The following is a 25,625-nucleotide window of genomic DNA, read 5'->3' as shown; positions in this document are numbered from 1 at the left end:
GGCTACGGGGGGGGCCCACAACCCCCCCCGGGGGTCGTCGGACACGCACCCCGGGGGGGGGGGGGGGGGGCGCACGGCTCCGGGGCCTGGTCCGGCGCGGGCCGCGGGAGTCAGTGAGGGGCTAAAGGCCGTGAGGCGCGGTCAGGCGATGGGCGGACACCTGCCGGTGCTGTCCGGAAGCACGGAGGATGATCTGCCCCTGACAGGCGCTGTCCGGAAGTATGAGGAAACGGACCGTCCGGTACAAGCTTCCTGACCAGGTGTCGGCGGACCCTCGCGTCACGGTCGGCTGGAAACGCCGGAAGCATCCGAAGAAATTGTTATCGCCCTGGGTGGTGGACGGTCTCCTGGGCGTGGGAACGAACGCGCGACGCCGCGGCAGAGGTACGCGGCCGGAACGCGGGGTTCGAGATGGGGCGCTCCGCGCGGAGATGAGGGTCTCCGGCCGCGTTCGTTCCCACGGCGCCCGGCCGGATCGTCCCGTCCGGCCGGGCACCGCCCGGCGGTCCGCGCGCATTCCCCCACGGCGACGGACCGTCGGGTCCGTTCCGTCAGCCGCGGTCCAGCCGCCAGACCAACTCCTCGCCGGTCTCGGCCGGGGCGAGGGCCTCGGCGGGGCGACGCAGGTACTCGGTGAAGCCGAGGCGGGCCGGGACGGCGGCGCTCGCGTGGTTGGCCGGGTCGTGCACGATCTCGACGAAGTCCACGCCGGGCAGCCGGAAGGCCTGCTCGGTCAGCGCCCCGGCGGTGCGAGTGGCGATCCCGCGGCCGGTCGCGGCGGGGTGCAGCCAGTAGCCGATCTCCCGGCCGTTCTCCGGGGTGTCGTCGCGCCGGAACAGCCCGCAGGCGCCGACGATCGCGCCGTCCAGCAGGATCGCGTAGGTGAAGTCCTTGCCGCTCTCCCACAGCCCCGGCCGCTCGGTCAGGAACTCGGTGGTCTTGGCCAGGCTGTGCTCGGCGACCCACGGCATGAACGGCCGCAAGTGCTCCAGCGACTCCTCGATGACCCGGAAGAACTCGGGGAGGTCCGCCTCGCCGCGGAAACGGCGCAGCGTCACCTCGCCCAGCGGGATCTCCTGCTCTGCTAGCTCCATCTGTGGAGGATCCCCGTTACCCCGTCGCCCCGGCAACAGGATTACGGCGGACCTTCAGCCGGTGCAGCAGGGCGCCGACCGCGGCCACGGCGGTGGCGATGACCAGCAGCGTCACGTCGGACAGGCCCGTCATGGCGAGGTCGACCCGGCCGGCGGTCTGGTCGGTGAACTCCGGGTCCACCAGGCCGCCCGGGTCCTCGGTGACGCTGACCCGCTCACCCACGGTGTCCTCGGCGCCGCACTTCACGGACGTGCTGCGGCCCGGGGCGTCCTCGTAGCGTACGGCGCAGCGGTAGGTGGTGGTCTTGCCGTGACTGACCCGGACCTCGGTGACGGTGCCCGGGTGAGCGATGCCGCGCGTCGACAGCACAGTGGCCTGCACAGTGCTGCTGCTCAGCAACGGCACCCCGATCATCGGGGCGATCAGCAGCGCCAGTGCCACGAGCCGCAGCGGACCGGACTGGCAGAGACTCAGCAGGGCGTAGATCAGACCGATCACCCCGGTCAGGGCCAGCAGCAGCGACGGGACCAGGAACCACAGGCCGAAGGCCCCCAACGCCCCGCCGAGTGGCAGCAGCACGGCGGCGGCCGGGATCCACAGGGCGGTTCGCAGCGGATGCTTCGGCCAGGGGGCGTCGTTCCTCCCGCCCTGGCTGCCCCGGCCGGCGCGGCCGCTGCGGCCGCCGGGAGGTCTGGCCCCGGGGTCGGGCGGCGGTGTCTCGATTCGCGTCATGGCGGGAGATCCTGCCAGGTCAGGGAGTGGACGGGAGGCGGCGGGGCGGCGTCCTCCGCCGGGCGGGGCGGCTTGTGAAGGCTGGCGGTGGGAGCGGTGGAGGTCGCCGGTGGCCGGTGTGCTCGCCCGCGCGGCTGGGTGGGGCGGCCGGCCTCGGCGTCAAGGGGGGCACCGGCCCCGGCGACAGACGTGGTCGTGGCACGCTGCGGCCGCCGACAGGCCTGTGCGCGTCCTCCGGCTCAGGTCGCCTGCCTGGCCAGCGACCGGTAGGCGGCGGCGCCACCGATTCCCGGGGTGAACTGGGGGTTGGGGTTCGTGCTCCAGGTCAGCGACGCGGTGCCACTGGAGATGTTGACGATGCGCGGGTGCGGACGACGGGCCTACCGGTGGCTTCTTCTCCTGGGACGGAACGTCCGTGCCCTGGTGATCGGCGATCGGTGATCAGCCATGGGCTGCGCCGGGGGCGAGGCCGGGCCGCCGAGGGCGAAGGCGGGCTTCCTGCGCAGGTGGTCTGCCTCGGATAACGTCCGTGCTGTGGAAAGGGGAGTGCTGTGGGGCGGATGCGGGTGCTGCTGTTGGATGCGGCTCCGGGGGAGTTGCTCGATCGGGAACTGGGGCGTCTGGTCGGGCACGGTCTCGCCGTCACGCTGAACCTGCGGCGGGTGAGTGACCCGGCGGGTGTGACGGAAGCGTGGTCGGACCGGGTCGAGTTCACCGATGTCGATCCGTTCGACGAGTCGGTGCTGATCGGTGAGGTGGTTCGGGGCGGGCTCGGGTACCACGCGCTCAAGTCCCGGGCGGGCGTTCCGTTGGGAGCGGCGTTCCTCGCGGCGGCGACCGACCGGGCACTGGCCCATCGGCTCCAGGTGATCGGTCGGGCCGGTGCGGGTACCGACCATGTCGACCTGGTCGCCGCTGCCCGTCACGGTGTCACCGTCACCCACACGCCCGGCTCCAACGCCAACGCCGTCGCGGAATTCGCGCTGGCCCAGCTGCTGGCCCTGACCCGGAGCCTGGCGTCGTACAACGAAGCCTCGCACCAAGGACGTTGGAGTGCACCGGTGGCTCCTGCGGTCGAGCTGTCGGAGCTGACCCTGGGCATCGTCGGGCTGGGGCGGATCGGCCTGGCGCTGGCCGAGCGCGCACAGGCCCTGGGCATGGACGTCCAGGGCTATGCGCGGCGCTCGACCCGGACGCCCGTCCGCAGGACGGCATCCCTCGAAGCCCTGCTCGCCACCAGCGACGTGGTCTCCCTGCACCTTCCGCTCACCCCGGACACCGAGGGGCTGATCGGCCCGGCCGGGCTGGCACTCATGCGGCCGGGATCGATCCTGCTGAACACCGCCCGGGGCGGCATCGTCGACGAACAGGCCCTGGCCGACGCCCTGCGCGACCCGGCCCACCCGCTGAGGGCCGCCGCCGTCGACACCTTCGCCCACGAGCACGCCGCGTTCGCCTCGCCGCTCTTCGGCCTGCCCAACGCGCTGCTCACCCCGCACGTCGCCGGGATGACCGGAAACGCCATGGCCGAGGCGGCCCTGCGCTGCGCGGACCACATCGCGGCGCTGCTCGCGGGGCGGCCGGACGGCGTCCCGGTGGTGACCTGACCGGCCGGCGGCGACGTGTGGGCGAGCTGCTCTCACAGCTCAGGTGATGCGGCTTCCGCCGACCGGGCCTGGGCGGTGACGGCCCGCATCAGGGCCGCCGTCTGAGGGTCCGCCGGAAAGAAGGTCTCGATGGCGATCTCATCCAGGGTCACGTCCCGGGGCGAGCCGAAGACCGTCGTGGTGTAGAGCAGGGCGAGTTCGCCGTACTCGGTGGCCAGGCGCAGCGGGACCACCAGGTCACCGGCGGACCCGTCCGGGGCGGGCTCGCCCGGGTCCGCCGACAGGACGGGGTAGGACTCCAACTCGGCCAGGAGCTCGGCCAGGCCCGCCGCCGAGGTGCGCTCCAGCTGGCGGTGGATACGGCGCAGCACGTGCGCCCGCCACTGGGCGAGGTTGCGGATGCGGCGGGCGAGGCCGTCGGGGTGCAGGGTCGCGCGCAGCACGTTGACCGGCGGTCGGGTCAGCTCCGGTGGTACGTCGGCGAGGAACAGTGCCATCGCCCGGTTCGCGGCGAGCATCTCCCAGCGGACGTTGACCGCGAGCGCCGGGTTGGGCTCGTGGCCGGTGAGGACGGCCTCCACCGCCGTGCGGGCGGCGCCCAGGTCGTCGAAGGCGCGTTCGGAGTGCACCGGAGCAAAGCCCGCGGCGAGGTAGAGGGAGTTGCGCTCGCGCAGGGGGACGTCGAGTTCGTCGCACAGCCGCCGGATCATGTCCCGGCTCGGGTTGGCCCGCCCGGTCTCGATGCAGCTCAGGTGCCGGGTGGACAGCTCGGCGGCGATCGACACGTCGAGCTGGGAGCGGCGCCGGCGCCGGCGCCAGCCGCGCAGCAACGCTCCGACCGGTTCGGCCGTGGTGGTGGTCATGGCGTCCAGGCTGCCCGGTGACGCGTCCGAGGGCAATGACCTCGGAGGTCATCGACGGGCAGCGCGACCCGGCCGCACAGTCGTGAACCGCAAGAACGATCCGAACCACCGGACGAAGGGACACCGGCCATGACCGACACCACAGTTGAGGACTTCGCGCAGTTCGACCAGTACGTGCGGTTCTGGAACACCGACGGCGAGGAACAGAGCCGGCTCGCGGACGCCGTCTTCGCCCAGGGCGTCGAGTACCGCGCGATGGTCGGCGTGCTCAGCGGGGCGGAGGCGCTGATCGACCTCCGCCGGCAGTTCGTCGCCCATCTGGGCGCCGTCACGCTGCGCCTGCGCCGCACCCCCGAGGTGCACCACCAGCGGGCCAGGGTCGAGTGGGAGCTGCTGACCGGCAGGGGCGAGGGTGAGGGCACCTCCTTCGCCGAGGGGACGGACGTGGTCCAGCTGGACGAGGACGGCCGGATCAGCGCCGTCACCGTCTTCCTCGACCGGGCCCCCGAGGGCTTCGACGCCGCCCCGCATCACTAGATCCGTGACGGCAGGACCTGCCAGGAGAGCTCCAGCGGCAGGACGTGCCCGGTCAGCGACTCGACGTCGGCCGGGACGTCCGCGCGGGCGCGCAGCGCGGGGAGTGCGTCGGCGGTGTAGGCCGTGTGGGCCTCGGGGGAGGTCCAGAGGGTGGTGACCAGGTAGCGGTCGGCGGCGAGGCGGGTGACGGTGCCCGCGAGCATGCCGCCGGCCGCTGCCATGCCGGGGGCCCAGACCTCGCGTTGGACCTCCAGGAAGTGGCCGGTACGGCCCGGGCGCAGCACGCAGTCGGCGGCGCGCAGCAGGGTGGCGTGCTTCAGCGCGTCCGCAAGGGATGCGGCCGCGCCGGGGACGGCCTGCACCACCGGCCCCGCGGAGACCCGGATCGCCGTCCAACTGCCCTGCTGAGCGGCCTCGGTGGCGACCGTGTCGTGGCGTTCGCGCATGAAGCGGCCGTACGCCTCCTCGTCCGCCCACAGGCCGAGCACCAGTGCCTGGTCGCCCGTACGGGACCAGCCGCCCACCTGTCCGACGAGCCCCGGCTCGCCCGCGAGGGTGGCCCAGCGGCGCTGGCCGACGGCGAACGTCCCGTGTGCGCCGGGCCGTACCCGGCAGTCGATCCACTTGCCCCACATGCGGGCCATCATGCTGCGCCCGGGGGACGGTGATCAATCGGGCGGAGGTCGCGGGCGCGCTCCGACCGGGGACCCAGTAGTGCTTTGTTGAGCAGGTGAAGCTCCGCCGGCGGTGTGCGCCGGCGGGGCTGTCGGTCGGACTGTCGACGTGCCGCTAGTTCTGCTTGATGGCGGAGATGTCGAACTCCAGGACGACCTTGTCGCCGACCAGGACGCCGCCGCCCTCCAGCGCCGCGTTCCAGGTCACGCCGAAGTCCTTGCGGCTGATGGCCACCGAGCCTTCCAGGCCCACCCGCAGGTTGCCGTACGGGTCGACGGCGTTGCCCGTGTACTCGAAGTCGATGGTGACCGGGCGGGTGGTGTCCTTGATGGTGAGATCGCCGGTCACCCGGTACTCGGTATCCGAGCCGGGCTCGACGGAGGTGGTGCGGAAGGTGATGTCCGGGTAGTTGGGGGCGTCGAGGAAGTCGTTGGTACGCAGGTGCTGGTCGCGTTGTTCGACTCCGGTGTCGATGCTCTCGGACTTGATCACCAGCTGGGCGGTCGAACGGGACGGGTCGCCGCCGTCCAGGTGGGCGGTGCCCTCGAACTGGTGGAAGGCGCCGCGGACCTTGGTCACCATGGCGTGGCGTGCGACGAAGCCGATCCGGGTGTGGGCGGGGTCGAGGACGTAGTCCCCGGTGAGCTCGGGGAGCGAAACGGGCATGGTGTGCCTCCACGGTGGTCAGGGTCCTGGCGGTGGTGTTGCCCGGAGCGTTCCCGGACCACGCCGGGGCTTGCGCCTCCTCCGCCTGGCCAAGGCGCGCTGCGGGGCGTCAGGGTGCAAACTGCCAGCCCGCCGCGCCACCACCTCGTGCGCCGCGCGGCATCCCCGCGGCAAGTTAGCGCCAATGGGTGAAGGCAGGAGCGGTCGAGGAAGGGCCGATGGCGGGATCGAGCGGAGTCCTGTCGCCGCCGCCCTGCCCGGCTCCGGGCGACTTTGGTTTCCGGCCGCCTGACCAGGCATGATCGGGGGCATGGTCGAACGAGTCATTGCAGCGTGTGACGGAGCAGCCAAGGGCAACCCGGGCCCGGCGGCCTGGGCCTACGTGGTCGCGGACAGCGCCGGGGCACCCCAGCGCTGGGAGGCCGGGCCGCTCGGGCACAGCACCAACAACATCGGCGAGCTGACGGCACTTCAGCAGCTGCTGTCCGCCACCGACCCGGCCGTCCCGCTGGAGGTCCGGCTCGACAGCACCTACACCCGTGACTCGGTGACCAAGTGGCTCAAGGGCTGGAAGCGCAACGGCTGGAAGACGGCCGCGGGCAAGCCGGTGGCCAACCGTGAGCTGATCCAGCGGATCGACGAGCTCCTTGAGGGCCGGGACGTCACCTTCGTGTACGTCCCCGCCCACCAGGTGGACGGCGACCCGCTGAACGCCATCGCCGACAAGGCCGCCAGCGACGCCGCCCGCACCCAGCAGGCCGCCGCCGGGACCGCCGCCGACCTCCCGGTGCCCGACCCGGCCTCGGCCGCCAAGGCCCCCAAGGCCCGCAGCACCCGCCCCGCCGCCGCGAGCGGCACCGGCGGGACCGGCAGCACCACCAAGCGGACGGGCTCGCGCACCCTGAACGCCCGCTTCCCCGGTACCTGCCCGTGCAGCCGCCCGTACGCCAAGGGCGACAAGATCACCAAGGTGGGCAGTAGCTGGGGCCACCCGGAGTGCGCCGCCGCCCACGCCTGACCTGGGCCTTTTCGCGCCGTCGCCTGAGTACGGGTACTCAGGCGACGGCCCGGCCGGGCGGTGGACGATATCGGCCATGACGAAGCGCGGGACGAAGGACGGGCGGGGCCACCGCAAAGCCGTGGCGGTGGTCACGGCCGCAGGGATGCTGGCCCTCGGTGCGGTCGGGTACGACGCGGTGGCGGAGCTGCAGCACGCCTGGGCGGGGCGGCCGTACCCCGTGGCCGATCCGGCCGCCGTCGCCAAGCACCTGGACGCCCGGACCCAGACCGTCTACGACGCCCTCGCCCTGCCGCCGGGCGCGGCGCTGGACCGCGCGCCTTGGGACGGGAGCGATGACGGGATCACGGCCCGGATCTACGACGTCTGCCGTCCCCGGGGCATCTCCCACCTCCTGGAGAACATGAGCGACAGGGGAGCCGACGAGCCCCGCACAGCAACGCTCGACGCCGGCTTCACCCTCACCGGGATCACGACCCCGCAGGCGGAGGAGGCCCTGCGCCGGGCCCGGCAGGCCCTGACCGGACAGGGCTGGACGGAGACCGCCGCGGACGACACCGGGGTGACCCTGAGGCCCCCGAGCACCGGCCCCGGATCCCTGGCCGAGACGGTCACCGTCGGCTTCACCCCCGAGCGCGGCACCCTCGCCGTCGCGGCGGGCACCGAATGCGCCCGCTACCCCGACGACACCCCGGTGGACTGGGAAGGGAAGCCGACCGACCTGCCGAGCCCCACGGCCCCGGCGCAGCTGCGCGGCCACTGACCGCGATCGGAGCGTGACGGCGTGTGAACCTTTGAGTCCCCGGCCCGCCGCGCACCGTACAGGTCAGTGAGCAGGCCGGAAGGAAGGTGAGAGTGATGATCGTCTCCGAGACACCGGAGTTCCACGTCGGCGACCGGGTGTGGGTCTACCGTGACTCCTCCTACGGCACGGTCGAGAGCGCCGTGGTCGTGGACACCCCGGCCGACCGCAGCCTCCGCCTGAAGTTCGCCGACGGCCACCGCAACCACCTCCGGAGCGGCCGGGTGGAGCTACACGCACCGTGCAGGGAAACCGCGTTGACAGACCGTTAAGAACGGAGATCAGTAGCCCGCCGCCCGGCGGGACCGCTGCCATCATGAACACGATTCCGGCGGCGGCGCCGGAACCGATGGTGAGGAGCGGGTGTGGGGGAAGCCGGAACGGGGATCAACCAGCCGCGGCAGCAGCCGGTGGCGATGGCGGACGGACAGGTCGGCCTCAACGGCGCGATCGCGGCCGCGCTGACCCGGGCGGTGGGCTCGATGCCCGCCCTGTACGTGACGCTGGTGGTGGTCGGCGGGTGGATGGCGTTGGCGACCTGGGGGCCGTTGCACTCGGTCGACCCGTACCCCTTCGGCTTCCTGCTGTTCCTCGACAACGTGGTCCAACTGGTGCTCTGCCTGGCGATCCTGGTCGGCCAACGAGTGCTCGGCCAGGCCGCCGACCGCCGGGCGGTGCAGACCTACGAGAACGCCGAGGCGATCTTCGCCCGGGTCGCCGACCTCCAGATGCACCTGGACCGGCACGATCAGGCGCTCGGCCGCGGGGTGAGCCTGTTGGAGACCAGCGGGCACCCGTGGATCCAGCGGCACCGGGTGCAGCCGCCGCCACAGGCGCTGGACCAGGTCACCGGGGTCAACGGGCGGATCGCGGCCTGGCTGACCGGGCGGCTGGGCAGCATGTGGGCGTTCTACCTCGCGGCCGTGACGCAGGTGGTCTGGATCGGCATGTCCCAGCTGGGGCTGCAGACCTTCGACCCGTACCCGTTCGCCTTCATGAGCTTCCTGTCCACCCTGGCCCAGCTGATCTTCATGATCGTGATCATGGTCGGCCAGGACGTGCTGGGCAAAGCCGGTGACCGCCGTGCCGAGCAGACCCTGCTGGACGCCGAGGCCGTCCTGCACGAGTGCGGCCGGATGAAGGCCCGGCTGGAGGCGCAGGGGAAGATCATCGAGAGCCTGGCCGACTACACCGGCGCCCAGGTCACCCGGCACCTGGCGCGGGCCATCCACCAGAGCCGGCTGACGGCGGCGGTCGAGGACGGCGAGGAGCCGGGGAGCCGGCCCGTCCTGCTGCCCTGGGAGGAGCTGCCCGAAGAGCTGAGGGCGGCCAACCGGCGCCAGGCCCGGCAGCTCGGCGAACGCCTCGCCACGGTCGGCTGCCTGATGGTGCCCACCTCCGAGCAGGTGGCCTCCGACGCCGTCGGAGGCTTCGAGGACTTCACCGAGGAGGAGGCCGAGGTGCTGGCCCGGCTGGAGCACGAGCACGAGCACCGCTACGGGACGGGCGCCGAATCGGAGGTGCCCGTCCCCGGCCAGCGGGACGGCCGGGCGGAGTTCCTGCCCTGGGGGGAGCTGTCCGACCGGGCCCGCGCCCGTACGGTGGAATCGGTGCGCCGCATCCCCGCGATCCTGGCCGACGTCGGCTTCCAGGTCGTGCGGATCGGCCGCGTCGTCGACGGCGTCGGGGAGTTGGACTTCACCCCCGAGGACTGGGCGACCCTCGGCCGCGCCCTGATGGCCTCCGGCGTCCTGGTCGCCCTCGCCGAGGGCGTGGCCGACCCCGAGGAGGTCATCGCGATCGTCAAGCTGCTGCGCGAGGCCAGCGGCACCCACCAGCGGCGGCTCATCCGTGAGCTCGCGGCAGCCTCCACCTTCGACACCGGGCTGCGCCCCGACACCCGGTACGACGAGTACCGGGGGCCGGCGCTGGAGACCATCCGTGCGGCCACCCGAATCGTGGCCGAGCACGCGCCGGACGAACTCGGCGAGTACCGTGCCTTCCTGCTGCGGATCGCGACCGTCGTCGCCGACGCCAACGAGGAGGGCGGCATCCTCGGCCTGGGCGCGCGCACCCGGGTGCCCAACGAGCTCGCGGCCATGGATGCCGTCCGGGTGGCGAGCGACCTCGATGTGCCGGAGGCCGCGCGCGACAAGGTCGGCCTGCGCAAACGCGGTTGACCGGACGCGACCGGCCGACCGCGGAGGCGGTCGGCCGGTCGGTGCGTCAGAAGGGGATCGCCGTCGGGCGGATCACTTCTCCCGCGCCATGGACTTGATGTCCTCGAAGCTCATGCCGATCTTGTTGAAGGCGCGGGCCTGGGCCTCCGGCACACCGAGCGCGGCCAGCTCCTTGAGCTGGGCGTCGGTCAGCGGAGCGGCGTCGGTGCTGACCGGCGGGACGGCGCCCGACCCGGTCTCGTCGCCGAGGTCGGAGCCCTCGCCGCCGGCAGCCAGCACGAAGAAGGTCTTCATGAGGTCCTCGGCGGTCATCTTGTTCGGCGCGGACGGGGCGTCGACCTTGGGGGCGTCCTGGTTGAAGGTCAGCTTCACCGGGAAGTTGACGCCCGGCTCGATCTTCTTCGCCAGCTGCGCCATGTCGAAGGTGACCGAGGAGAGCGAGCCGTCCTTGAGGTAGAGGTCGGCGCCGACGTTCTTGTCCGGGACGCCGGTCGGGGCCTCGGTCGGGAACTTCTTGAACTGCTGGGGGAACTTGGTGGAGAGCGGCTTGAGGGCCTTGTACAGCTCGTCCACGGCCTGGCGGGCCGGGACGCTCATCCAGATGTGCTCGGTGCCGTCCTTCTTGCCCTTGTCCTCGAAGGTGACCGTCCGGTTGAAGACGTCCTTCAGCGAGTCGAAGAGCTCCTTGCCGGCCTGCGGGTCGACCGAGGGCACCGCCTCCGGCTTGCCGCCCTTGGCGCCGTCGTCCTTCTTGGCCTCGTCGGCGAGCTCCTGGAGGTCGAACGACGTCCAGTTGCCGCTCAGCAGGCTCTTGGCGGGGGCCATGTCGGACGGGAGGTCCTTGGTGACGGCGTCGACCTCGGACGGGTCCTGACCGGTGAGCTTCAGCACGCTCTTCAGGTCGATCTGCAGGTACCCCTTGGCCTCGAGCTGGCGGTACTCGAGGAGCGGGGTGCCCTTCCTGTCGGCGATGCGGTAGGAGATCCGCACCGACTTGTCGAGTGTGATGTCCTTCTGGTCCTTGGCCGCCGCGTTCTTGAAGGCGTCGATGTCCTTGAGCGGCTTGTCGGCGGAGACCGCGACGGAGAGGGACAGCCCGGACAGGCCCTGGGCGCTCTTCTCGTCGGCCTCCTCGCCGGTGGCCTTGGTGAAGGCGGCGATCTGCTCGGAGGTGGCGTCGACGGAGAGCGTGAAGCCGGCCGACTTGCCGTCACCGACCTTGTTGAAGGCCTTCGACACCTTCTGGGCGGCCGAGAGCTGCTCGGCGGTGCCGCAGGCGGTGAGACCCGCGGCGAGGACGGACGCGGTGACCGCGATGGGCAGCGCGCCGCGCGCGGCCTTGCGGATGGCGATGTTGATGGTGCAACTCCTGTGTGACAGGGCCTGATCGAACGGGGTCAGGCCGATCCCTCCCCTGTGGCGAAGTGCGCCACAGCGCCTACACATGTGATCACATTATCGGCAAGGTGACACGCAATTTTTTGACTCAGCTTTTAACTGATCTGGCCGATAGCATGACCGAATGGCCGAAGTCCGACCCCCGGTAGAGGGCTTGGCCCGGTTCCTCGCCCTGTTCCGCACCCTGCGGGGACCTCCGGTGCCCGGGCGGCCCGTCGGGCGTCGTAGTGGGCCGACTCAATCTCGTCGGGCCCCGGCCCGGTGGGGCGTCGTCGTTCCCGCGCACGGTGGTGTTCGAAGTGTCATCACCACCTGCTAACCTCAGCCGATTTCCCGCCGCGCAGAGGCGGCGGTCACGACGGGGTAAGAGGAACAGACAACATGGCAATTCTCCGGGCGAAGCAGAAAGCCCAGGTCATCGAGAAGCTCTCGCAGGTGGCGCCTCCTGGGGAGACCTTCATCGCCTGCGTGCACGCGGAGAGCGGCCCGAGCCCGTGGCTCAACGGCGTCTTCGGTGAGATCCCGCTGCTCGGCCTGATCATCGTTCTGACCCGCCGGTACTACTTCCTGACGCTCACCAACACCCACGTGGTGGTCAACGCGGCCAACCGCTGGACCAACCGCCCCGGCGACGTCGTCGCGGCCTTCCCGCGCAACGCCTTCCCGGTCACCCGGGTCAAGCGGGCCAGCATCTGGAGTTCGATGTACCTCCAGATGCCGGGCAGCGCCAAGCCGATGCGCCTGAACATCCACCGCATCTGGCGCGCCGAGATGGACCAGCTGAGCGCGGCCTTCCCGCCCGGGTCGATCGACCCGTCCTCGCAGCCGTTCGACACGCCGCAGGGCGGGCCGTACCCGATGCCGGGCCAGCCGGTGATCCCGCAGCAGCAGGGCTACGCGGCGCCGCAGCAGCCGTACCCGCCGCAGGGCCAGCCCTACCCGCCGCAGCAGCCGTACCCGCAGCCGCCGGCCAACCCGTACCCGGCCCCGCAGGGCTACCCGGCGCCGCAGGGGCAGCCGTACCCGCCGCAGGTCCCGAACGTGCCCTACCCGGGCCAGCCGGGCCAGCAGGGATACCCGGGTCAGCGCTGACCCGGGCCTGAGCCGAACGCGTCGCGGCCCCGATCCCCTCCCCGGGGTCGGGGCCGCGACGCCGTGCGGTCGCCACCGGGCTCGACGCGCCGGGAGGGGCGGACTCTGCCAGGCTGAAAGGGCAGCTACCTCGATCGAGGAGGCGCGCACCGATGGCAGCGCAGAACCCGGGGCCGTCCGGACGACGGGCCCGCGTCGCGGCGCTCCGGGCAGCGGAGGTCCGTCGCGAGCGGCGCCGGCGATGGCTGGTGGCCGGAATGATCGTCCTGGTGCTGGCTGTCGTGGTGGGCGGGATCGCCGTCGTGATCGCGACGAACCAGGGCTCGTCCCCGCCCTCCGGGGTCCCGGCGCACCCGCGGACCACCGCCGAGGGCCGGACCACCCCGCCGCCCTGGGACGCCCCCGCCGACGTCGCGGCAGCCGTGAAGGCGGCGGGCCTGCCGATGCTCGGCGCCGAGGGCACGGCCCTGCACATCCACGCGCACCTCGACGTGTACGCCGACGGCCAGCCCGTGACGGTGCCCGCGCTGGTCGGCATCGACGAGAGCGCGCAGCGGATCAGCCCGCTGCACACCCACGACACCACCGGCGTCATCCACGTCGAGTCGCCGGTGAACGCCGACTTCACCCTGGGCCAGTTCCTGACCGAGTGGCAGGTCTCCGCCTCCGCCGACCACCTCGGCGGGTTGCGCACCGACGCCACCCACACGCTGACCGCGTACGTCGACGGCAAGGCGGTGAGCGGCGACCCGGCGGCGATCCAGCTGCACGCCCACGACGAGATCGCCCTGGTGTACGGCACGGCCGCCGAGAACGCCTCCGTCACCGTGCCGGGAAGCTACAACTGGCCGGCTGGTCTCTGAACCACGGCTTCGCGGCTCCGAATCACGGCTTCACGGCCCGCGTGTGGGGTGAGGTCCTTGGTCAGGAAGACCCGGCTGGTGCCCGGCGGATCGCACGGGACCTCGCCGAGCGTCGTCCACCCGTGCTTCCGGTAGAAGCCGGGCGCCTGGAAGCTGATCGTGTAGAGCACGGCCGAGCGGCAGCCGCGCGCCCGCGCCTCCTCCTCGGCCCGTCGCAGGATCTCGCCGCCCAGCCCGTTCCCGCGCAGCCCGGGCGGCAGGAAGAAGAGGTCGACGAAGAACAGCCCGAGCGAGGTGCGCCCGGTCAGTCCGCCGAGCACCCGGTGCGACCCGGGCTCGCGGACCAGGACGGCGAGCGGTCGGCGGTCGTCGACTCCGCTGCGCTCGACGTTGAAGCGGTCCAGCGCGTCGGAGACCAGTGCGAGGTCCGCGGCGGCGGGGGCGTCGGTGACGACCAGGTCGGGCCGCGGCGATCGGGCGGCGGTCGGGTGGGTTGTGGTCATGGCTCCTCCGGTGCGCGGGCACGGGCGGCCCGATGCGCCCGGGAACGCTACGGCGGGAACGCTTCGACGGGCGTCGAAGCGTCCCCGGCGACAATCGAGGACATGGACGACCGATCCGCAGACCAGGACGTGGGCGTGGACCTGCCCGCCGTGGCCCGGCTGCTCGCCGACGGCACCAGGGCGGCCTTCTGCCTGGCGCTGCTCGACGGCCGGGCCTGGACGGCCAACGAACTCGCCCGCTTCGCCGGGGTCGCGCCCTCGACCGCGACCTCGCACCTGAACCTGCTGGTCGGCGGCGGGCTCCTGGCCGAGGAGCGGCACGGCCGCCACCGCTACCTCCGGCTGGCCGACCGCCGGGTGGTCGCGCTGGTCGAGAGCCTCGCCGAACTCGCCCCGCGGCGGGCCGCCCGACCGCGCACGCTCGCCGGCTCCGGTCGGCAGCAGGCGCTGGCCCGGGCACGCCTCTGCTACGACCACCTGGCGGGCGCCCTCGGGCTGGCGGTCACCGACGCGATGGTCGGGCGCGGCCTGCTGGACTGGGGCCCGGAGCCGGGCCTGACCGCGGCCGGCCGGGCCTGGCTGACCGAGCTCGGCATCACGCTGCCGAGCGGCTCGCGCCGGCCGCCGGTGCGCGCCTGCCTGGACTGGACCGAGCGCCGCCCGCACCTCGGCGGCGCGGTGGGCGCAGCGCTCTGCGACCACGCGCTGACCGCCGGTTGGCTCACCCGGATCGGCACCACCCGCGCCCTCGCCGTGACCCCGGAGGGCCGGCGGGCCTGGCGGCACCTCTTGGACCTGCCGCCCGCCGGCCTGTGAGAAGCCCTCCGGGCCTCAGACCAGCTCGCGCATCCGGCGGACCGGGCTGGCCAGCAGGACGGCGGGGCTGAGCACGCTGCTCAGCGCGAACAGCAACAGCGCCGTACGCGGGCCCCAGGCCGCGGCCGCGGCGCCGGCGGCGAGGGCGCCGACCGGGATCGCGCCCCAGGAGACGAAGCGGACCGTGGCCATCACCCGGGACAGCAGCTCCGGCGGGGTCTGGGTCTGGCGGTGGGTGCGGGTGACGATGCTGGCGACCACGACCCCCGCCGAGAACCCGGCGTTGCCGAGGGCGAAGACCAGCGCGCCCCAGCCGGATCCGGCCGCCGGGAGCAGCAGGGCGAAGGCCGTGGCGACCACCGCCGCCCAGCACAGCGCGCGGCCGGTGCCGATCCGGGCGACCACGCGGGGCGTGACGGCGGCGCCGAGCAGGCTGCCGAGGCCGCCGGTGGCCATCAGGGCGCCGACGGCGGCGGCCGGTGCGTCGAGGGTGCGGACCAGGAACACCGGGGTGAGTGCCATCAACGCGCCGCAGACGAAGTTCACCGCGGTGGCGACGGCGACACAGGGCCTGATCACCGGGTGCCGGGTGACGAACCGCCAGCCCTCGCGGATCTGCTCGCGCATGCCGGCACCGCCCGCCGGCCCGGCGGCCGGCTGTTCGGCCCGCGGCAGGCTGCCCAGCAGCGCCGCCGAGGCGAGGTAGCTGACCGAGTCCAGCAGCATCGACGCCGCGCCGCCGAGCAGCTGCACCAGGACGCCGCCCAGCGAGGGCCCGGCCAGGTCGGTGGCCGCGATGCTGCCGGAGACCAGGCTGTTGCGGGAGGTCAACTGCTCCTTGGGGACGACGGTGGGCAGGAAGGTGGAGTTGCCCACGTCGAAGACCACGCTCGCGAAGCCGATCACCAGTGCCACCACCACGAGCTGCGGCAGCCCCAGCACCCCGAACGCCGCCGCCACCGGGACCGAGGCCACGGCGACGCCGCGGATCAGGTCCATCGCGACCTGGGTGCCGCGTAGCGGCAGTCGCCGGACCAGCACGCCGGCCGGCAGTCCGATCAGCAGCCAGGCGACGTAGGCGGCGCCCGTGATCAGGCCGACCTCGAACGCCGAGGCCTGCAGGGTGACCACGGCGATCAGCGGCAGGGCCACCGTCGTCACCTGGTCCCCGAGCCGGCTGACCGTCGAGGCGGTCCAGTAGCGCCAGAACGCCCCCGCCCCGCCGCCCGGGCGCCGCCCGCCGGGCCGTACCGAGTCCGCTGTTCTCGTCGCGTTCGCCGTCTCCGTCGCCACGTCCGCCCCTTTGCTGCCACCGGCCCACGACCGAGTGAGTTCCTTTTGGGAACTCACTATAATGGGTGATCATGCGGCACACGGAAGCGGCTGACCCCGACTGCGCGATCTCCCAGGCCCTGAGCGTGGTGGGGGACACCTGGACCCTGCTCCTGATCAGGGACGTCGCCGGCGGCACCCACCACTTCGACGCACTGCAGAGCGGGCTCGGCATCAGCCGGAAGGTGCTCACCGAGCGGCTCAAGGCGCTGGTCGCCGACGGCGTGCTCGAAAAGCGGCTCTACCACCCGCACCCGCCGCGCTACGAGTACCACCTGACGGACACCGGGCGAGGCCTGCTGCCGGTGCTGGTCGCCCTGCAGGACTGGGGTGGGCGGTACGTCCTGGGCGACGGCTCGCTCTCCGGCACCAGCACCGCCGACTCCGCCGAGACCCGCCGGGTCATGGCGCTCACCGGCCGCCGGCTGCCCGCCCTGGAGCTCGCCGCCGCCTCCGGCGGGTGGGTCGACCCGGTCGCCGCGCACCGTGCCTGGACGGTGCTGTACTGCTTCCCCGGCGCCTTCGCGCCGGGCGTCATGGGCCACCCGCCCGGCTGGGGCGAGATCCCGGGCGCGGCCGGCTGCACCCTGGAGTCCTGCACCTACCGGGACCGGATGGGCGAGTTCGCCGCCCGCGACGCCGCCGTCTACGGCGTCAGCACCCAGCGCCCGGACCAGCTGGCGGCGTTCGCCGAGCACGCGCGGATCCCGTTCCCCCTGCTGTCGGACGCCGGGCTGGAGCTGGCCGGCTCCCTCCGGCTGCCCACCTTCCGGGCCTCGGGCGTCGACCGGCTCAAGCGGCTCACCCTGGTCCTGGACGCCACCCGCGCCGTGCGGGCCGTGCTGTACCCCGTCACCGACCCGGCCGGCTCGGTCGAGGACGCCCTCGCCCTGCTCGACGGCCTGGCCGCCGAATGACGGCGGGTCGGCCCGGCCGGCGACGCACCCGATCACCACTGTTCGGTTCGGCGTGGAGCCACGGCTCAATGGCGCGCGGCGACGACGAGGAAGGTGGCGACGATGAGGACGACGGCGATCAGGACGCCCGCCACCTGGGGCGTGATCCGGTCCCGGACCTGCTTGCGCGGCTGGACGCGTTCGGCGCCGGGCGTGCTCGACTCCCACCGGTCGAGGTGGTTCCACGCATTCTTCACCACAGGCGGCACGTCAGTGGATCGGCCGTCAGCGGAGGGAAGACAGCCCTGGACTGCCGAAAGCCCGGCGTCCGGTCCCGCTACCTGCCGCCCTTGCGTCCGCCCCGACCGCCCCGCGTGCCCTTGCCCCGCAGGGCGCGGTGCGCGGCGCCGAAGGTGAGCGCGGCCCAGAGGACGGCGACGACGCCCGTGACGTAGACACCGCTGCCGCGGAAGGAGAGGTCCTCGTCCCGGGTGGCCGGCGGGGCCCAGCCGGCCGGGTCGACCAGGACGGTCGCGGTGGTGCCGACGGAGCCGCCCGAGCAGCCGGTGCCGCCGATCGTGCCGTGCGGCAGGGGCTGGTGGTCCTCGCGCCGGATGTCGCAGGTCCAGCTCACCTTGCCCATCTTGTCCTTGCCGCTGTGAACTGCGGTGACGACCACCCTGGTCTCCACCCCGCGCTGGGCGATCAACTGCGCGCGGATGGCGGAGGTGGGGAGCACCAGCAGCAGCACGCCCAGCAGAACGGCCGGCCAGACCACCCATCCGGTGCTCCGGATCAGCATCAGCCCCACCACGGAGGCCATCAGGACCAGGACCGCGAGGACGGTGCAGGCGACCTGGTGGTCCGGGTTGGTGGCGAGCGCGAGCAGCCCGATGATCAGCAGCGGCGCGAGCACCCCGACCAGGACCGCCGTCCGGCGCACCGTGCGCGGCGCGAGCGGAGCGTCCTTGCCCGTGCGCTTGCGGACGGGCTTCGCCGGCCGGGAGGCGCCCGCGGCGAGCGGCCTCTTCTGCTTCTTGTTCCGGCTCTTGGTCATGGTGTCCCCGATCGGTGGTGCGTGTTCGTGCCCGCGACAGTGTGACGGCAGCCCCGGACGGCCGGGAGGCCGGGGTGCGACCGGTCCCGTGACGGCCTGACGCCTTCTGGTCAACTCCGTTGCGTGCTCGGTACATTGACTCATGTGTCGGTGGTGGACCTGTTCCTCCTGGCCGGGGCGGTGATCCTGGCCTGCCTCTGCGCGCTGTTCGCCTCGGCGGCCCGGACCGACCTGGCGCTGCGCCGGGAGGGTGTGTGCGCGGTCGGCCGGGTGCGGAAGGTGCGGATGTACACCACCTCCGAGGGCTACGACCGCTGGCGGGCGACGATCGAGTACGGCCTGCCGGACGGGCGGACCGCCGAGCTGGTGCGCTCCGACGAACGCCCCGAGGGCGGCTGCTACCGGGAGGGGGACGAGGTGACCGTCCGGTACCACCCCGCCCGGCCGGGGCACGGTAGGGCCGTCCACCCGGAGCACCGCCTCCCGCCGCCCCCGGGGCCGCGGGTGCTGGCGCTGCTCGCGGTGGTCTGCGCGGCGGGGGCGGCGGGCCTGGTCGTGCTGATGTTCTGACACCTCGGCCGCCCGCACGCCGGCTCAGTTCCGGCCCAGCGCCGCCTGCTCCAGGTCGAGGTCGCGCTGGAGCGCCCGCAGCGTGGTGTCGCTGATCCGGTGCTCCTCGTAGAGGAGGTGCAGCCGGGTGTTCTGCACCGCGATGACCTCGTGCCGCAGCTGGCGGTAGGCGTCGTCGGCGGTGGTGCCGTCCGGGGCCTCGGGGGTGCGGTCGAGCCGGGCGGTCAGCGCGCGGCGCACCCGGTCGACGGCGGTCTCCGGGACGGCCTCCAGCTCGGCGAGGCCGTCGACGTGGTCGAGGGCGGCGCGGTTGAGCTCGTCGCGGGCGTCCTCCTCCTCGCGCGCGGTGTGCTCGGGTTCGAGGGCGAGCCCGGAGCGGTTGACCACGGCGGCGAGGGTCAGGCCCTGGACCACCAGGGTGAGCACGACGTTGGAGACGGTGAGCACCAGGACCAGCGGCCGTCCGGCGAGCCGGTCGCCGCCCTCGGTGAGCAGCGGGATGGACAGAGCGGCGGCCAGCGGCATGACGCCCCGGGTGCCCGCCCAGGTGACCACCCCGGCGACGCGCCAGGACAACCGCCCCCGGCTGGGTTTGACGGCGCGGGTGAGCGGCAGGGTCCACAGCACCCGCACGGCGATCAGCACCGCCGCGATCGCTGTCGACTGCAGCGGCCACCAGCCGGTGCCGGCCGGAAGCTCCCGGACCAGGGTGGGCAGTTCGAGGCCGACGATGGAGAAGACGACGCTCTCCAGCAGGAACACCACCACCGCGTACACGGCGTGCAGTTGCAGCCGGATGTTCGCGTCGGTCAGCCGGTGGCCGGAGCGGCCGAGCAGCACCCCGGCGACCACCACCGAGGTGACGCCCGAGGTGTGCGCGGACTCCGCCAGCACGTACGCCGCGTACGGGGTGACCAGCGCTATCACCGTCTCCAGCACCGGGTCGGTGGTGCGGCGGCGCAGCAGCCAGACCAGTCCGGCGACGGCCGCGCCGAGCAGGCTGCCGCCCCCGCCGAGCAGCAGCAGCTCGCCGCCCGCGGCGGGCAGGTCGACCGTCCCGCCGACCGCCACCGCGACGCCGACGGCGACCTTGAACAGCACCAGCGAGGTGGCGTCGTTGAACAGGCTCTCCGCCTGCACCAGCACCTGGACCCGCCCGGGCAGGGCGAGTCGGCGGCCGAGCGCGGTGACCGCCACCGGGTCGGTGCTGGAGAGCACGGCGCCGAGCACGAAGGCCATCGCGGGCGGCAGTCCGGCGACGGCGACGGCCGCGAAGCCGACGGCGGCGGCGGAGGCGAAGACCAGGCCGAAGGAGAGGATGGTGACCGGTCGCCACACCGTCCGCAGGTCGCGTAGCGACAGTTCCTCGGCGGAGGAGTAGAGCAACGGCGGCAGCACCACCATGCCGATGATCTGCGGCGGTACGTGCAGCGCGGGCACCCCGGGGATCAGTGCGACGCCGAGCCCGGCCAGCACCAGCAGTGAGGGCGCGGGCACCCGCCATCGCCGGGCGAAGGTGGCCACGCTGGTGGCCAGGACGACCAGGACGAGAACGATCCCCACGGCGTGCATCTGCAGAAACGACCCATCGCAACACCGGGGTCGCCGAAGCCCGATCGCCGCGGTCATCCCCCGAGCCGACCAGACTTCCCGGCACACCAGAGGTCATCTTATCGGCTTCTTTGCTCATCGGACTCTTCGCGCCGTTCGGGAGGGTGTGCGGTGGCGAAGGCCCGCTGACCCGTCGTCACGAGACGGCCCGAGGACGCGGCGGTGTGGGGCGCATCACAGCCCCGGGGGCCGTTCGGCCTCTTACGATCGTGATCGCGGACGCCGGAGTCCTGCGGCGCCCGCCCGGCACCCCGCGATCCGCCCGAGGAGAAGCGCACCTTGACCGCCCCCACCGCCGCGCCCGACAGCTACTACCAGCGCACCGGCGAGCACAGCTACAAGCCGACCGTCCACGCGCAGGGGGCCTGGCACCCCGACGAGCAGCACTTCAGCCCGGTGGGCGGCCTGATCGCCCACGCCATCGACCGCTACCGGGCCGACCGCTCCGCCGACGGCCTGGCGCTGGCCCGGATCAGCTACGACATACTCGGCCTGATCGCCCTGGACGAGCTCGAGATCACGGTGGAGACCGTCCGGCCGGGCCGCACCATCGAGCTGGTGGAGGCGGTGGCCAGCGTCGGCGGCCGCGCGGTGGTCCGGGCCCGGGCCTGGTTCCTGGCCGAGCTGGACACCACCGCCGTCGCCGGGACCCACGACGAACCGCTGCCCGCGCCGGAGGAGTTCGAGCCCTGGGCGATGAGCGGGCGGTGGGGCGGCGGCTACATCGCCTCGATCGACGTCCGACGCCGCTCCACCGCCCCCGGCCGCGCGGCCGCCTGGATCTCCACCCCGCTGGAGCTGGTCGCGGGGGAGTCGAGCGGCCCGCACGCCTCCTTCATCGCCCTGGTGGACACCGCCAACGGCATCGCCGTCCGCCAGGAGCCCACCGAGTGGATGTTCCCCAACACCGATCTGACGATCCACTTCCACCGCCGCCCCGAGGGCCGCTGGACCGGCCTGGACACCAGCGTCACCTTCGGCCGGGCCGGGCACGGCGTCACCAGCACCGTGCTGCACGACATCCACGGCCCGGTCGGCCGTGCCGAGCAGATCCTCACCGTGCGGCCGCTGACCGGCAGTTGACCCGAGAGGCTGCGCCCCTCGGCGGCGCCACCCCCGTCCGAGGGGCGGCGCCGCCGAGGCGTGCGGTCAGCGGTGTGGGCTCAGCGGACCGGGCTCAGCCCGGCAGCGAGTCCATGAAGGAGCTGACCGAGAAGACCGCCTTGCCGGGACCGGCCGGACCGTAGCCGGGCGGGGAGGAGAGGCCGAACTCCTCCAGGGCGGCCCGGTAGGTCTGCAGCAGCCGGATGTGGTACTCCAGCGGCGCGCCCTGCGGGTTGGCCTTGCCGAGGGGAGTGGTGGGCTCGGGGCACCAGGTGGTGAAGCGCGGGACGACGCCGTGCGACATGAAGAAGCGCAGACCCTCCCGGGTGGAGGCGATCGCCTCGTCGACGGTGGTGAAGCCGAAGGGCTCGGCCATCTCCACGCCCGCCACGAAGTTGGGGATCACGTTCTCCGCGCCGAACACCTCGGTGGAGTCGAGGATCCGGCGGTGCCACTCGTCCCGGCCGACGTAGCGCTCCTTGCCGGGGCAGTAGAGCTCGAACAACCGCTTGTCCCACACCTCGAAGTTGGGGTGGTAGATCCGCACGCCGTAGTCGTGGAAGCGCTGGACGTCGTCGCGCGGCAGCGCCTGGGCGACCACCTTGCCGATCCAGCGGCCGGGGAAGCGCTCCTCGATGGCCTTGGCGTACTGCCCGTAGAAGTCGGCCTCGTCCCGGCCGCCGACCTGTGAGGTGATCGCGCCGCCGGTGAGGGTGTAGGCCTGGGAGGCGCGGGCGGTGTCGTACCGGTCGATCAGCTCCAGCGCCTCCAGCACCTCCTCGACCGGCTTGACCCCGGTGTACGGGCGGCCGGCGGCCTTGTGCTGGCGCCAGTTGTGGTTGATGTCGCAGTACTGGCACTCCTCCTTGGCGCCGAAGTACTGGCAGACCCGGAACACCGTGAGGTAGATCAGGTAACCCCACTGGATGGTCGGGGCGACCTCCATCACCGACTTCCCGTTGGCCAGGGTGTGCCGGTAGTAGTCGGGCATGGGCGGCAGGCCGACGTCGGCGATCCGCGCGCCGTCCAGGTAGAGGCCGAGCGTGCCGTCCTCGCCCGCGCCGACCCGGTACGGCGAGTCCGGGTTGACCCGCACCGACACCACCGTGCGGCGCAGCCCGTAGGGCCCGCCGGTCAGCACGACCTCCTCCGGCGGCCGGTTCAGCGCGGCCGCGCCGAGCTCGGGCAGGGTGCGGTGGTCGAAGGAGAAGATGAAGTACGACTTCGGCTTGACCTCGCCGCCCCCGTCGGCGCCGGAGCTGCCGCTCAGGGCCGACTCGTCGAAGGCCATGCCGCCGCGCAGCAGATCCTCCTTGATCACCGCCTCCCGGGGCACGTCGGGGAAGCGCTCCATGAGGTCCTCGACGAGTTCGGTGCGGCTGCGGGCCTGGCTCTCCATGCGCTGGACTTCCTTCCTGGCCCCGTTCCTCCACGGCGCCCCGCCCATTCTTCTCCCTCTTACGCGAGTGGTCGTGACCGGCCGGGGGATGGAGGACGCCCGGCGGGCGGCCGGGGTCGGCCGCCGGGCGGGCGGGTCGGAGGTGGCGGGCCCTGGTCAGCCGGTGGGGCCGAGCCCGGTCCACTCGGCGAGGAAGCCCGACGCACGTCGAGCCGGGGCGGCGGCGGGTCGGTTGACGGAAGCGTGCCGGAGTGTGGGGCGGACCAATGCATGACGAGGACGGGTTTCAAACGTCGCACGCAGGAACGTTCACCTTTTCGGGTGTAGAAGATCGTCCGTTCCGTTTCGAAACACGCCTCCGCGCCTACGGTTGGGAAGCGAGCGAGACGGGGCCCGCGGCGTGGAGTTCCCCCCTTCGCGGCGGGGAGATGACGACCCGTCATATCACGCGACCTTTCTTGGAGGAGGCTCCATGCCCCTGCGTACCCAACCGGACTCACCACCCGCGGACGCCCTCGTTCCGGTGGTGGGCGCATGAACACCACCGCCATCGAGCGGATCCTGCGCGGGCCCAGTGGACTGGGCACCTCCGGGCTGCAGTTGAGGCCGCAGGTCCCGGCCGCGGGGGTCCCGGCGCCCGAGGCCCCGGCGGCGGCTCCGGTGTCCGAGGCCGTGATCCCCGACGTCCAGGCGCCGTCGGTCCCGGCAACCCCCGAGGTCCAGGCGCCGGCCCTGCCCGGGCCGCCGAACCTGGCGCCGGCCGCCGAGGCGCCGAGCGCGGGCAAGCCCACGAGCGGCGACCCCATCCCCGGCCTCTACCACCACCCGATCGCCGAGCCCGACCCGGCCCGGGTGGAGGCGCTCAGCCTGAAGATCAAGGCCTGGGCGATGGACGAGATCGAGCTCTACCCGCCGGAGTGGGAGAAGGACTTCGACGGGTTCTCCACCGGGCGCTACATGGTGGCCTGTCACCCCGACGCGCCCAGCGTCGACCACCTGATGCTCGCGGCCCGCCTGATGGTCGCCGAGAACGCGGTGGACGACTGCTACTGCGAGGACCTCGGCGGCTCGCCGATCGGCCTGGGCAGCCGTCTGCTGCTCGCGCACACCGCGCTGGACCCGCTGCACACCACGCCGGAGTACCACCCGGCCTGGGAGGCCTCGCTCTCCGAGGACGCGCCCCGGCGCTCGTACCGCTCGGCGATGGACTACTTCGTCCGCGCCTCCACGCCCTCGCAGGCGGACCGCTTCCGGCACGACATGGCGCGGCTGCACCTGGGGTACCTGGCCGAGGCCGCCTGGGCCGAGACCGACCACGTGCCGCAGGTGTGGGAGTACCTGGCCATGCGCCAGTTCAACAACTTCCGCCCCTGCCCGACCATCACCGACACCGTCGGCGGCTACGAGCTGCCCGTCGAGCTGCACGCGCTGCCCGCCATGCAGCGGGTGATCGCGCTGGCCGGCAACGCCACCACCATCGTCAACGACCTGTACTCGTACACCAAGGAGCTGTCCAGCCCCGGACTGCACCTGAACCTGCCGGTGGTGATCTCCGAGCGCGAGGGCGTCTCGCGCAAGGAGGGGTACCTGAAGGCGATCGAGGTCCACAACGAGCTGATGCACGCCTTCGAGGCCGAGTCGGCCGCGCTGGCCGTCGCCTGCCCGGTGCCAACCCTCCTACGGTTCCTGCGCGGTGTGGCCGCGTGGCTCGACGGCAACCACTACTGGCACCAGACCAACACCCACCGCTACACGCTGCCCGATTTCTGGTGACCACCGTTCTCCGGCGCCCCCATTTTTCGGAAACCACCCGTTTCCGGTAACCATCCGTAAGAACACTGGAGTTGACCCATGTCCCTGACCGACGACATCATCGCCCCCGGCACTGCCATCCCCGGCCCGGCGACTCCCTACCAGGGCGACATCGCGCGTTACTGGGACCACGAGGCCCGCCCGGTCAACCTGCGCCTGGGCGACGTCGACGGCCTGTACCACCACCACTACGGCATCGGCGCGATCGACCTGGCGGCGATCGGCGACGCGGCCGACAGCGAGCGCGAGAAGAAGGTCATCGCCGAGTTGCACCGCCTGGAGTCCGCCCAGGCCGACGTGCTGCTCGACCACCTCGGCGACATCCGGGCCGACTCGACCCTGGTCGACGCCGGTTGCGGCCGCGGCGGCTCGATGGTGATGGCCCACCAGCGCTTCGGCTGCCGGGTCGAGGGCATGACCCTCTCCACCCAGCAGGCCGACTTCGGCAACAAGCGCGCGAGCGAGCTGGGCATCGGCGAGTTCGTCCGCTCCCGGGTCGCCAACATGCTCGACATGCCCTTCGAGAACGGCTCGGTCGCCGGCTCCTGGAACAACGAGTCCAGCATGTACGTCGACCTGCACGACCTGTTCGCCGAGCACTCCCGGGTGCTGTCGGTCGGCGGCCGGTACGTGACCATCACCGGTTGCTGGAACCCGAAGTACGGCCAGCCGTCGAAGTGGGTCTCGCAGATCAACGCGCACTTCGAGTGCAACATCCACTCGCGCCGGGAGTACCTGCGGGCGATGGCCGACAACCGCCTGGTGCCGCAGGCCGTCATCGACCTGACCCCGGACACCCTGCCCTACTGGGAGCTGCGGAACACCACCTCGCTGGTCACCGGTATCGAGGAGGCATTCATCGAGTCCTACAAGGACGGCTCCTTCCAGTACGTGCTGATCGCGGCCGACCGGGTCTGATCACTCTCTGATCGGGCCCTGAGCGGGTCCTGAGGCGACGGGCGGCCACCCCCCGGGTGCGGGGCGGCCGCCCGCGCAC

The 25,625-nt window shown here is 72.7% G+C and carries 26 protein-coding genes and 1 pseudogene; 14 read left to right on the top strand and 13 right to left on the bottom strand.

From position 1 onward, the window contains the following. Nucleotides 1-551 precede the first annotated feature (551 nt). From ACFVWU_RS31400 to ACFVWU_RS31390, 3 genes and pseudogenes are all read right to left on the bottom strand, one after another. Entirely contained in the window at nucleotides 552-1,094 is a 543-nt protein-coding gene (locus ACFVWU_RS31400) for a GNAT family N-acetyltransferase (RefSeq protein WP_387627231.1), read from the bottom strand. A 16-nt stretch (nucleotides 1,095-1,110) separates the two neighbouring features. Continuing rightward, entirely contained in the window at nucleotides 1,111-1,827 is a 717-nt protein-coding gene (locus ACFVWU_RS31395; protein ID WP_387627229.1) for a hypothetical protein, read from the bottom strand. Nucleotides 1,828-2,087: 260 nt separating this feature from the next. Then, a pseudogene (locus tag ACFVWU_RS31390) lies at nucleotides 2,088-2,204 on the bottom strand (short-chain dehydrogenase); the annotation flags it as partial. 183 nt (nucleotides 2,205-2,387) lie between these two features. Here ACFVWU_RS31390 and ACFVWU_RS31385 point away from each other — a divergent pair. Beyond that, entirely contained in the window at nucleotides 2,388-3,434 is a 1,047-nt protein-coding gene (locus ACFVWU_RS31385; RefSeq protein WP_387627248.1) for an NAD(P)-dependent oxidoreductase, read from the top strand. Between the two features lie 32 nt (nucleotides 3,435-3,466). Here the strand turns inward: ACFVWU_RS31385 and ACFVWU_RS31380 are convergent, their stop codons facing one another. After that, on the bottom strand, nucleotides 3,467-4,297 hold the full coding sequence (locus ACFVWU_RS31380; protein ID WP_387627228.1) for a helix-turn-helix domain-containing protein: 831 nt from the start codon (nucleotides 4,295-4,297) through the stop codon (nucleotides 3,467-3,469). 129 nt (nucleotides 4,298-4,426) lie between these two features. Here ACFVWU_RS31380 and ACFVWU_RS31375 point away from each other — a divergent pair, with 129 nt between their 5' ends. Then, nucleotides 4,427-4,834: a nuclear transport factor 2 family protein gene (locus ACFVWU_RS31375; RefSeq protein WP_387627226.1), complete on the top strand. Its 408-nt coding sequence runs from the start codon at nucleotides 4,427-4,429 to the stop codon at nucleotides 4,832-4,834. Here the strand turns inward: ACFVWU_RS31375 and ACFVWU_RS31370 are convergent. Together ACFVWU_RS31370 and ACFVWU_RS31365 are read right to left on the bottom strand one after the other, a co-directional pair. Then, on the bottom strand, nucleotides 4,831-5,469 hold the full coding sequence (locus tag ACFVWU_RS31370) for a DUF4937 domain-containing protein (RefSeq protein ID WP_387627225.1): 639 nt from the start codon (nucleotides 5,467-5,469) through the stop codon (nucleotides 4,831-4,833). The two genes, ACFVWU_RS31375 and ACFVWU_RS31370, sit on opposite strands and share 4 nt — an antisense overlap. 154 nt (nucleotides 5,470-5,623) lie before the next feature. Next, nucleotides 5,624-6,175, bottom strand: coding sequence for a YceI family protein (locus ACFVWU_RS31365; RefSeq protein WP_387627224.1), 552 nt, complete (start codon nucleotides 6,173-6,175; stop codon nucleotides 5,624-5,626). A gap of 310 nt (nucleotides 6,176-6,485) precedes the next feature. Here ACFVWU_RS31365 and ACFVWU_RS31360 point away from each other — a divergent pair, with 310 nt between their 5' ends. The 4 genes from ACFVWU_RS31360 to ACFVWU_RS31345 all read left to right on the top strand — a co-directional run bounded on the left by ACFVWU_RS31360 (nucleotide 6,486) and on the right by ACFVWU_RS31345 (nucleotide 10,175). After that, nucleotides 6,486-7,193 (top strand): ribonuclease H, encoded by a 708-nt coding sequence (locus ACFVWU_RS31360; protein WP_387627223.1) that lies wholly within the window; start codon nucleotides 6,486-6,488, stop codon nucleotides 7,191-7,193. Nucleotides 7,194-7,269: 76 nt separating this feature from the next. Continuing rightward, complete coding sequence (locus ACFVWU_RS31355; RefSeq protein WP_387627221.1) at nucleotides 7,270-7,956, top strand: hypothetical protein; 687 nt, start codon at nucleotides 7,270-7,272, stop codon at nucleotides 7,954-7,956. A 95-nt stretch (nucleotides 7,957-8,051) separates the two neighbouring features. Then, nucleotides 8,052-8,267: a hypothetical protein gene (locus ACFVWU_RS31350; protein ID WP_387627219.1), complete on the top strand. Its 216-nt coding sequence runs from the start codon at nucleotides 8,052-8,054 to the stop codon at nucleotides 8,265-8,267. Between the two features lie 93 nt (nucleotides 8,268-8,360). Continuing rightward, nucleotides 8,361-10,175, top strand: a complete 1,815-nt coding sequence (locus ACFVWU_RS31345) for a DUF1003 domain-containing protein (RefSeq protein WP_387627218.1) — start codon at nucleotides 8,361-8,363, stop codon at nucleotides 10,173-10,175. A gap of 72 nt (nucleotides 10,176-10,247) precedes the next feature. Here the strand turns inward: ACFVWU_RS31345 and ACFVWU_RS31340 are convergent, their stop codons facing one another. Next, nucleotides 10,248-11,621: a hypothetical protein gene (locus tag ACFVWU_RS31340; RefSeq protein ID WP_387627216.1), complete on the bottom strand. Its 1,374-nt coding sequence runs from the start codon at nucleotides 11,619-11,621 to the stop codon at nucleotides 10,248-10,250. A 333-nt stretch (nucleotides 11,622-11,954) separates the two neighbouring features. On the opposite strand from ACFVWU_RS31340, the gene ACFVWU_RS31335 reads away from it, so the two are divergent. After that, a complete protein-coding gene (locus tag ACFVWU_RS31335) occupies nucleotides 11,955-12,665 on the top strand; it encodes a hypothetical protein (protein ID WP_387627215.1) in 711 nt (236 codons plus the stop codon). 152 nt (nucleotides 12,666-12,817) lie between these two features. Then, a complete protein-coding gene (locus ACFVWU_RS31330; protein ID WP_387627213.1) occupies nucleotides 12,818-13,528 on the top strand; it encodes a hypothetical protein in 711 nt (236 codons plus the stop codon). On the opposite strand, the gene ACFVWU_RS31325 is transcribed toward ACFVWU_RS31330, so the two are convergent. Then, the gene (locus ACFVWU_RS31325; RefSeq protein WP_387627211.1) at nucleotides 13,504-14,031 is read right to left on the bottom strand and encodes a GNAT family N-acetyltransferase; all 528 of its coding nucleotides are present in this window, start codon (nucleotides 14,029-14,031) and stop codon (nucleotides 13,504-13,506) included. The genes ACFVWU_RS31330 and ACFVWU_RS31325 overlap by 25 nt on opposite strands. A 102-nt stretch (nucleotides 14,032-14,133) precedes the next feature. Here ACFVWU_RS31325 and ACFVWU_RS31320 point away from each other — a divergent pair, with 102 nt between their 5' ends. Beyond that, entirely contained in the window at nucleotides 14,134-14,847 is a 714-nt protein-coding gene (locus tag ACFVWU_RS31320; RefSeq protein WP_387627209.1) for an ArsR/SmtB family transcription factor, read from the top strand. A gap of 15 nt (nucleotides 14,848-14,862) precedes the next feature. Here the strand turns inward: ACFVWU_RS31320 and ACFVWU_RS31315 are convergent, their stop codons facing one another. Then, complete coding sequence (locus ACFVWU_RS31315; protein WP_387627207.1) at nucleotides 14,863-16,140, bottom strand: MFS transporter; 1,278 nt, start codon at nucleotides 16,138-16,140, stop codon at nucleotides 14,863-14,865. A 71-nt stretch (nucleotides 16,141-16,211) separates the two neighbouring features. On the opposite strand from ACFVWU_RS31315, the gene ACFVWU_RS31310 reads away from it, so the two are divergent. After that, on the top strand, nucleotides 16,212-17,096 hold the full coding sequence (locus ACFVWU_RS31310) for a winged helix-turn-helix transcriptional regulator (protein ID WP_387627205.1): 885 nt from the start codon (nucleotides 16,212-16,214) through the stop codon (nucleotides 17,094-17,096). A 65-nt stretch (nucleotides 17,097-17,161) separates the two neighbouring features. Here ACFVWU_RS31310 and ACFVWU_RS31305 read toward each other — a convergent pair whose 3' ends face one another. Both ACFVWU_RS31305 and ACFVWU_RS31300 read right to left on the bottom strand, forming a co-directional pair. Next, entirely contained in the window at nucleotides 17,162-17,335 is a 174-nt protein-coding gene (locus ACFVWU_RS31305) for a hypothetical protein (protein WP_387627203.1), read from the bottom strand. A 77-nt stretch (nucleotides 17,336-17,412) separates the two neighbouring features. Next, the gene (locus ACFVWU_RS31300) at nucleotides 17,413-18,132 is read right to left on the bottom strand and encodes a hypothetical protein (RefSeq protein ID WP_387627201.1); all 720 of its coding nucleotides are present in this window, start codon (nucleotides 18,130-18,132) and stop codon (nucleotides 17,413-17,415) included. A 144-nt stretch (nucleotides 18,133-18,276) separates the two neighbouring features. On the opposite strand from ACFVWU_RS31300, the gene ACFVWU_RS31295 reads away from it, so the two are divergent. Further along, nucleotides 18,277-18,702 (top strand): DUF3592 domain-containing protein, encoded by a 426-nt coding sequence (locus ACFVWU_RS31295; RefSeq protein WP_387627199.1) that lies wholly within the window; start codon nucleotides 18,277-18,279, stop codon nucleotides 18,700-18,702. Between the two features lie 24 nt (nucleotides 18,703-18,726). Here ACFVWU_RS31295 and ACFVWU_RS31290 read toward each other — a convergent pair whose 3' ends face one another. Beyond that, nucleotides 18,727-20,274 (bottom strand): Na+/H+ antiporter, encoded by a 1,548-nt coding sequence (locus ACFVWU_RS31290; protein ID WP_387627198.1) that lies wholly within the window; start codon nucleotides 20,272-20,274, stop codon nucleotides 18,727-18,729. A 318-nt stretch (nucleotides 20,275-20,592) separates the two neighbouring features. Here ACFVWU_RS31290 and ACFVWU_RS31285 point away from each other — a divergent pair, with 318 nt between their 5' ends. Continuing rightward, entirely contained in the window at nucleotides 20,593-21,396 is an 804-nt protein-coding gene (locus ACFVWU_RS31285) for a thioesterase family protein (RefSeq protein ID WP_387627197.1), read from the top strand. A 94-nt stretch (nucleotides 21,397-21,490) separates the two neighbouring features. On the opposite strand, the gene ACFVWU_RS31280 is transcribed toward ACFVWU_RS31285, so the two are convergent. Continuing rightward, the gene (locus tag ACFVWU_RS31280) at nucleotides 21,491-22,816 is read right to left on the bottom strand and encodes a radical SAM protein (RefSeq protein ID WP_387627195.1); all 1,326 of its coding nucleotides are present in this window, start codon (nucleotides 22,814-22,816) and stop codon (nucleotides 21,491-21,493) included. A 534-nt stretch (nucleotides 22,817-23,350) separates the two neighbouring features. Here ACFVWU_RS31280 and ACFVWU_RS31275 point away from each other — a divergent pair. Both ACFVWU_RS31275 and ACFVWU_RS31270 read left to right on the top strand, forming a co-directional pair. Next, the gene (locus ACFVWU_RS31275) at nucleotides 23,351-24,589 is read left to right on the top strand and encodes a family 2 encapsulin nanocompartment cargo protein terpene cyclase (protein WP_387627193.1); all 1,239 of its coding nucleotides are present in this window, start codon (nucleotides 23,351-23,353) and stop codon (nucleotides 24,587-24,589) included. A gap of 78 nt (nucleotides 24,590-24,667) precedes the next feature. Further along, the gene (locus ACFVWU_RS31270; RefSeq protein ID WP_387627191.1) at nucleotides 24,668-25,546 is read left to right on the top strand and encodes a geranyl diphosphate 2-C-methyltransferase; all 879 of its coding nucleotides are present in this window, start codon (nucleotides 24,668-24,670) and stop codon (nucleotides 25,544-25,546) included. The last annotated feature ends 79 nt before the right edge of the window (nucleotides 25,547-25,625 follow it).

Origin of the sequence: Kitasatospora sp. NPDC058190 (genome assembly GCF_042883685.1) — a bacterium.
Lineage (GTDB): Bacteria > Actinomycetota > Actinomycetes > Streptomycetales > Streptomycetaceae > Kitasatospora.
Note: the sequence above shows the minus strand (reverse complement) of the source record. Positions and strands in the feature narration are given on the sequence as shown.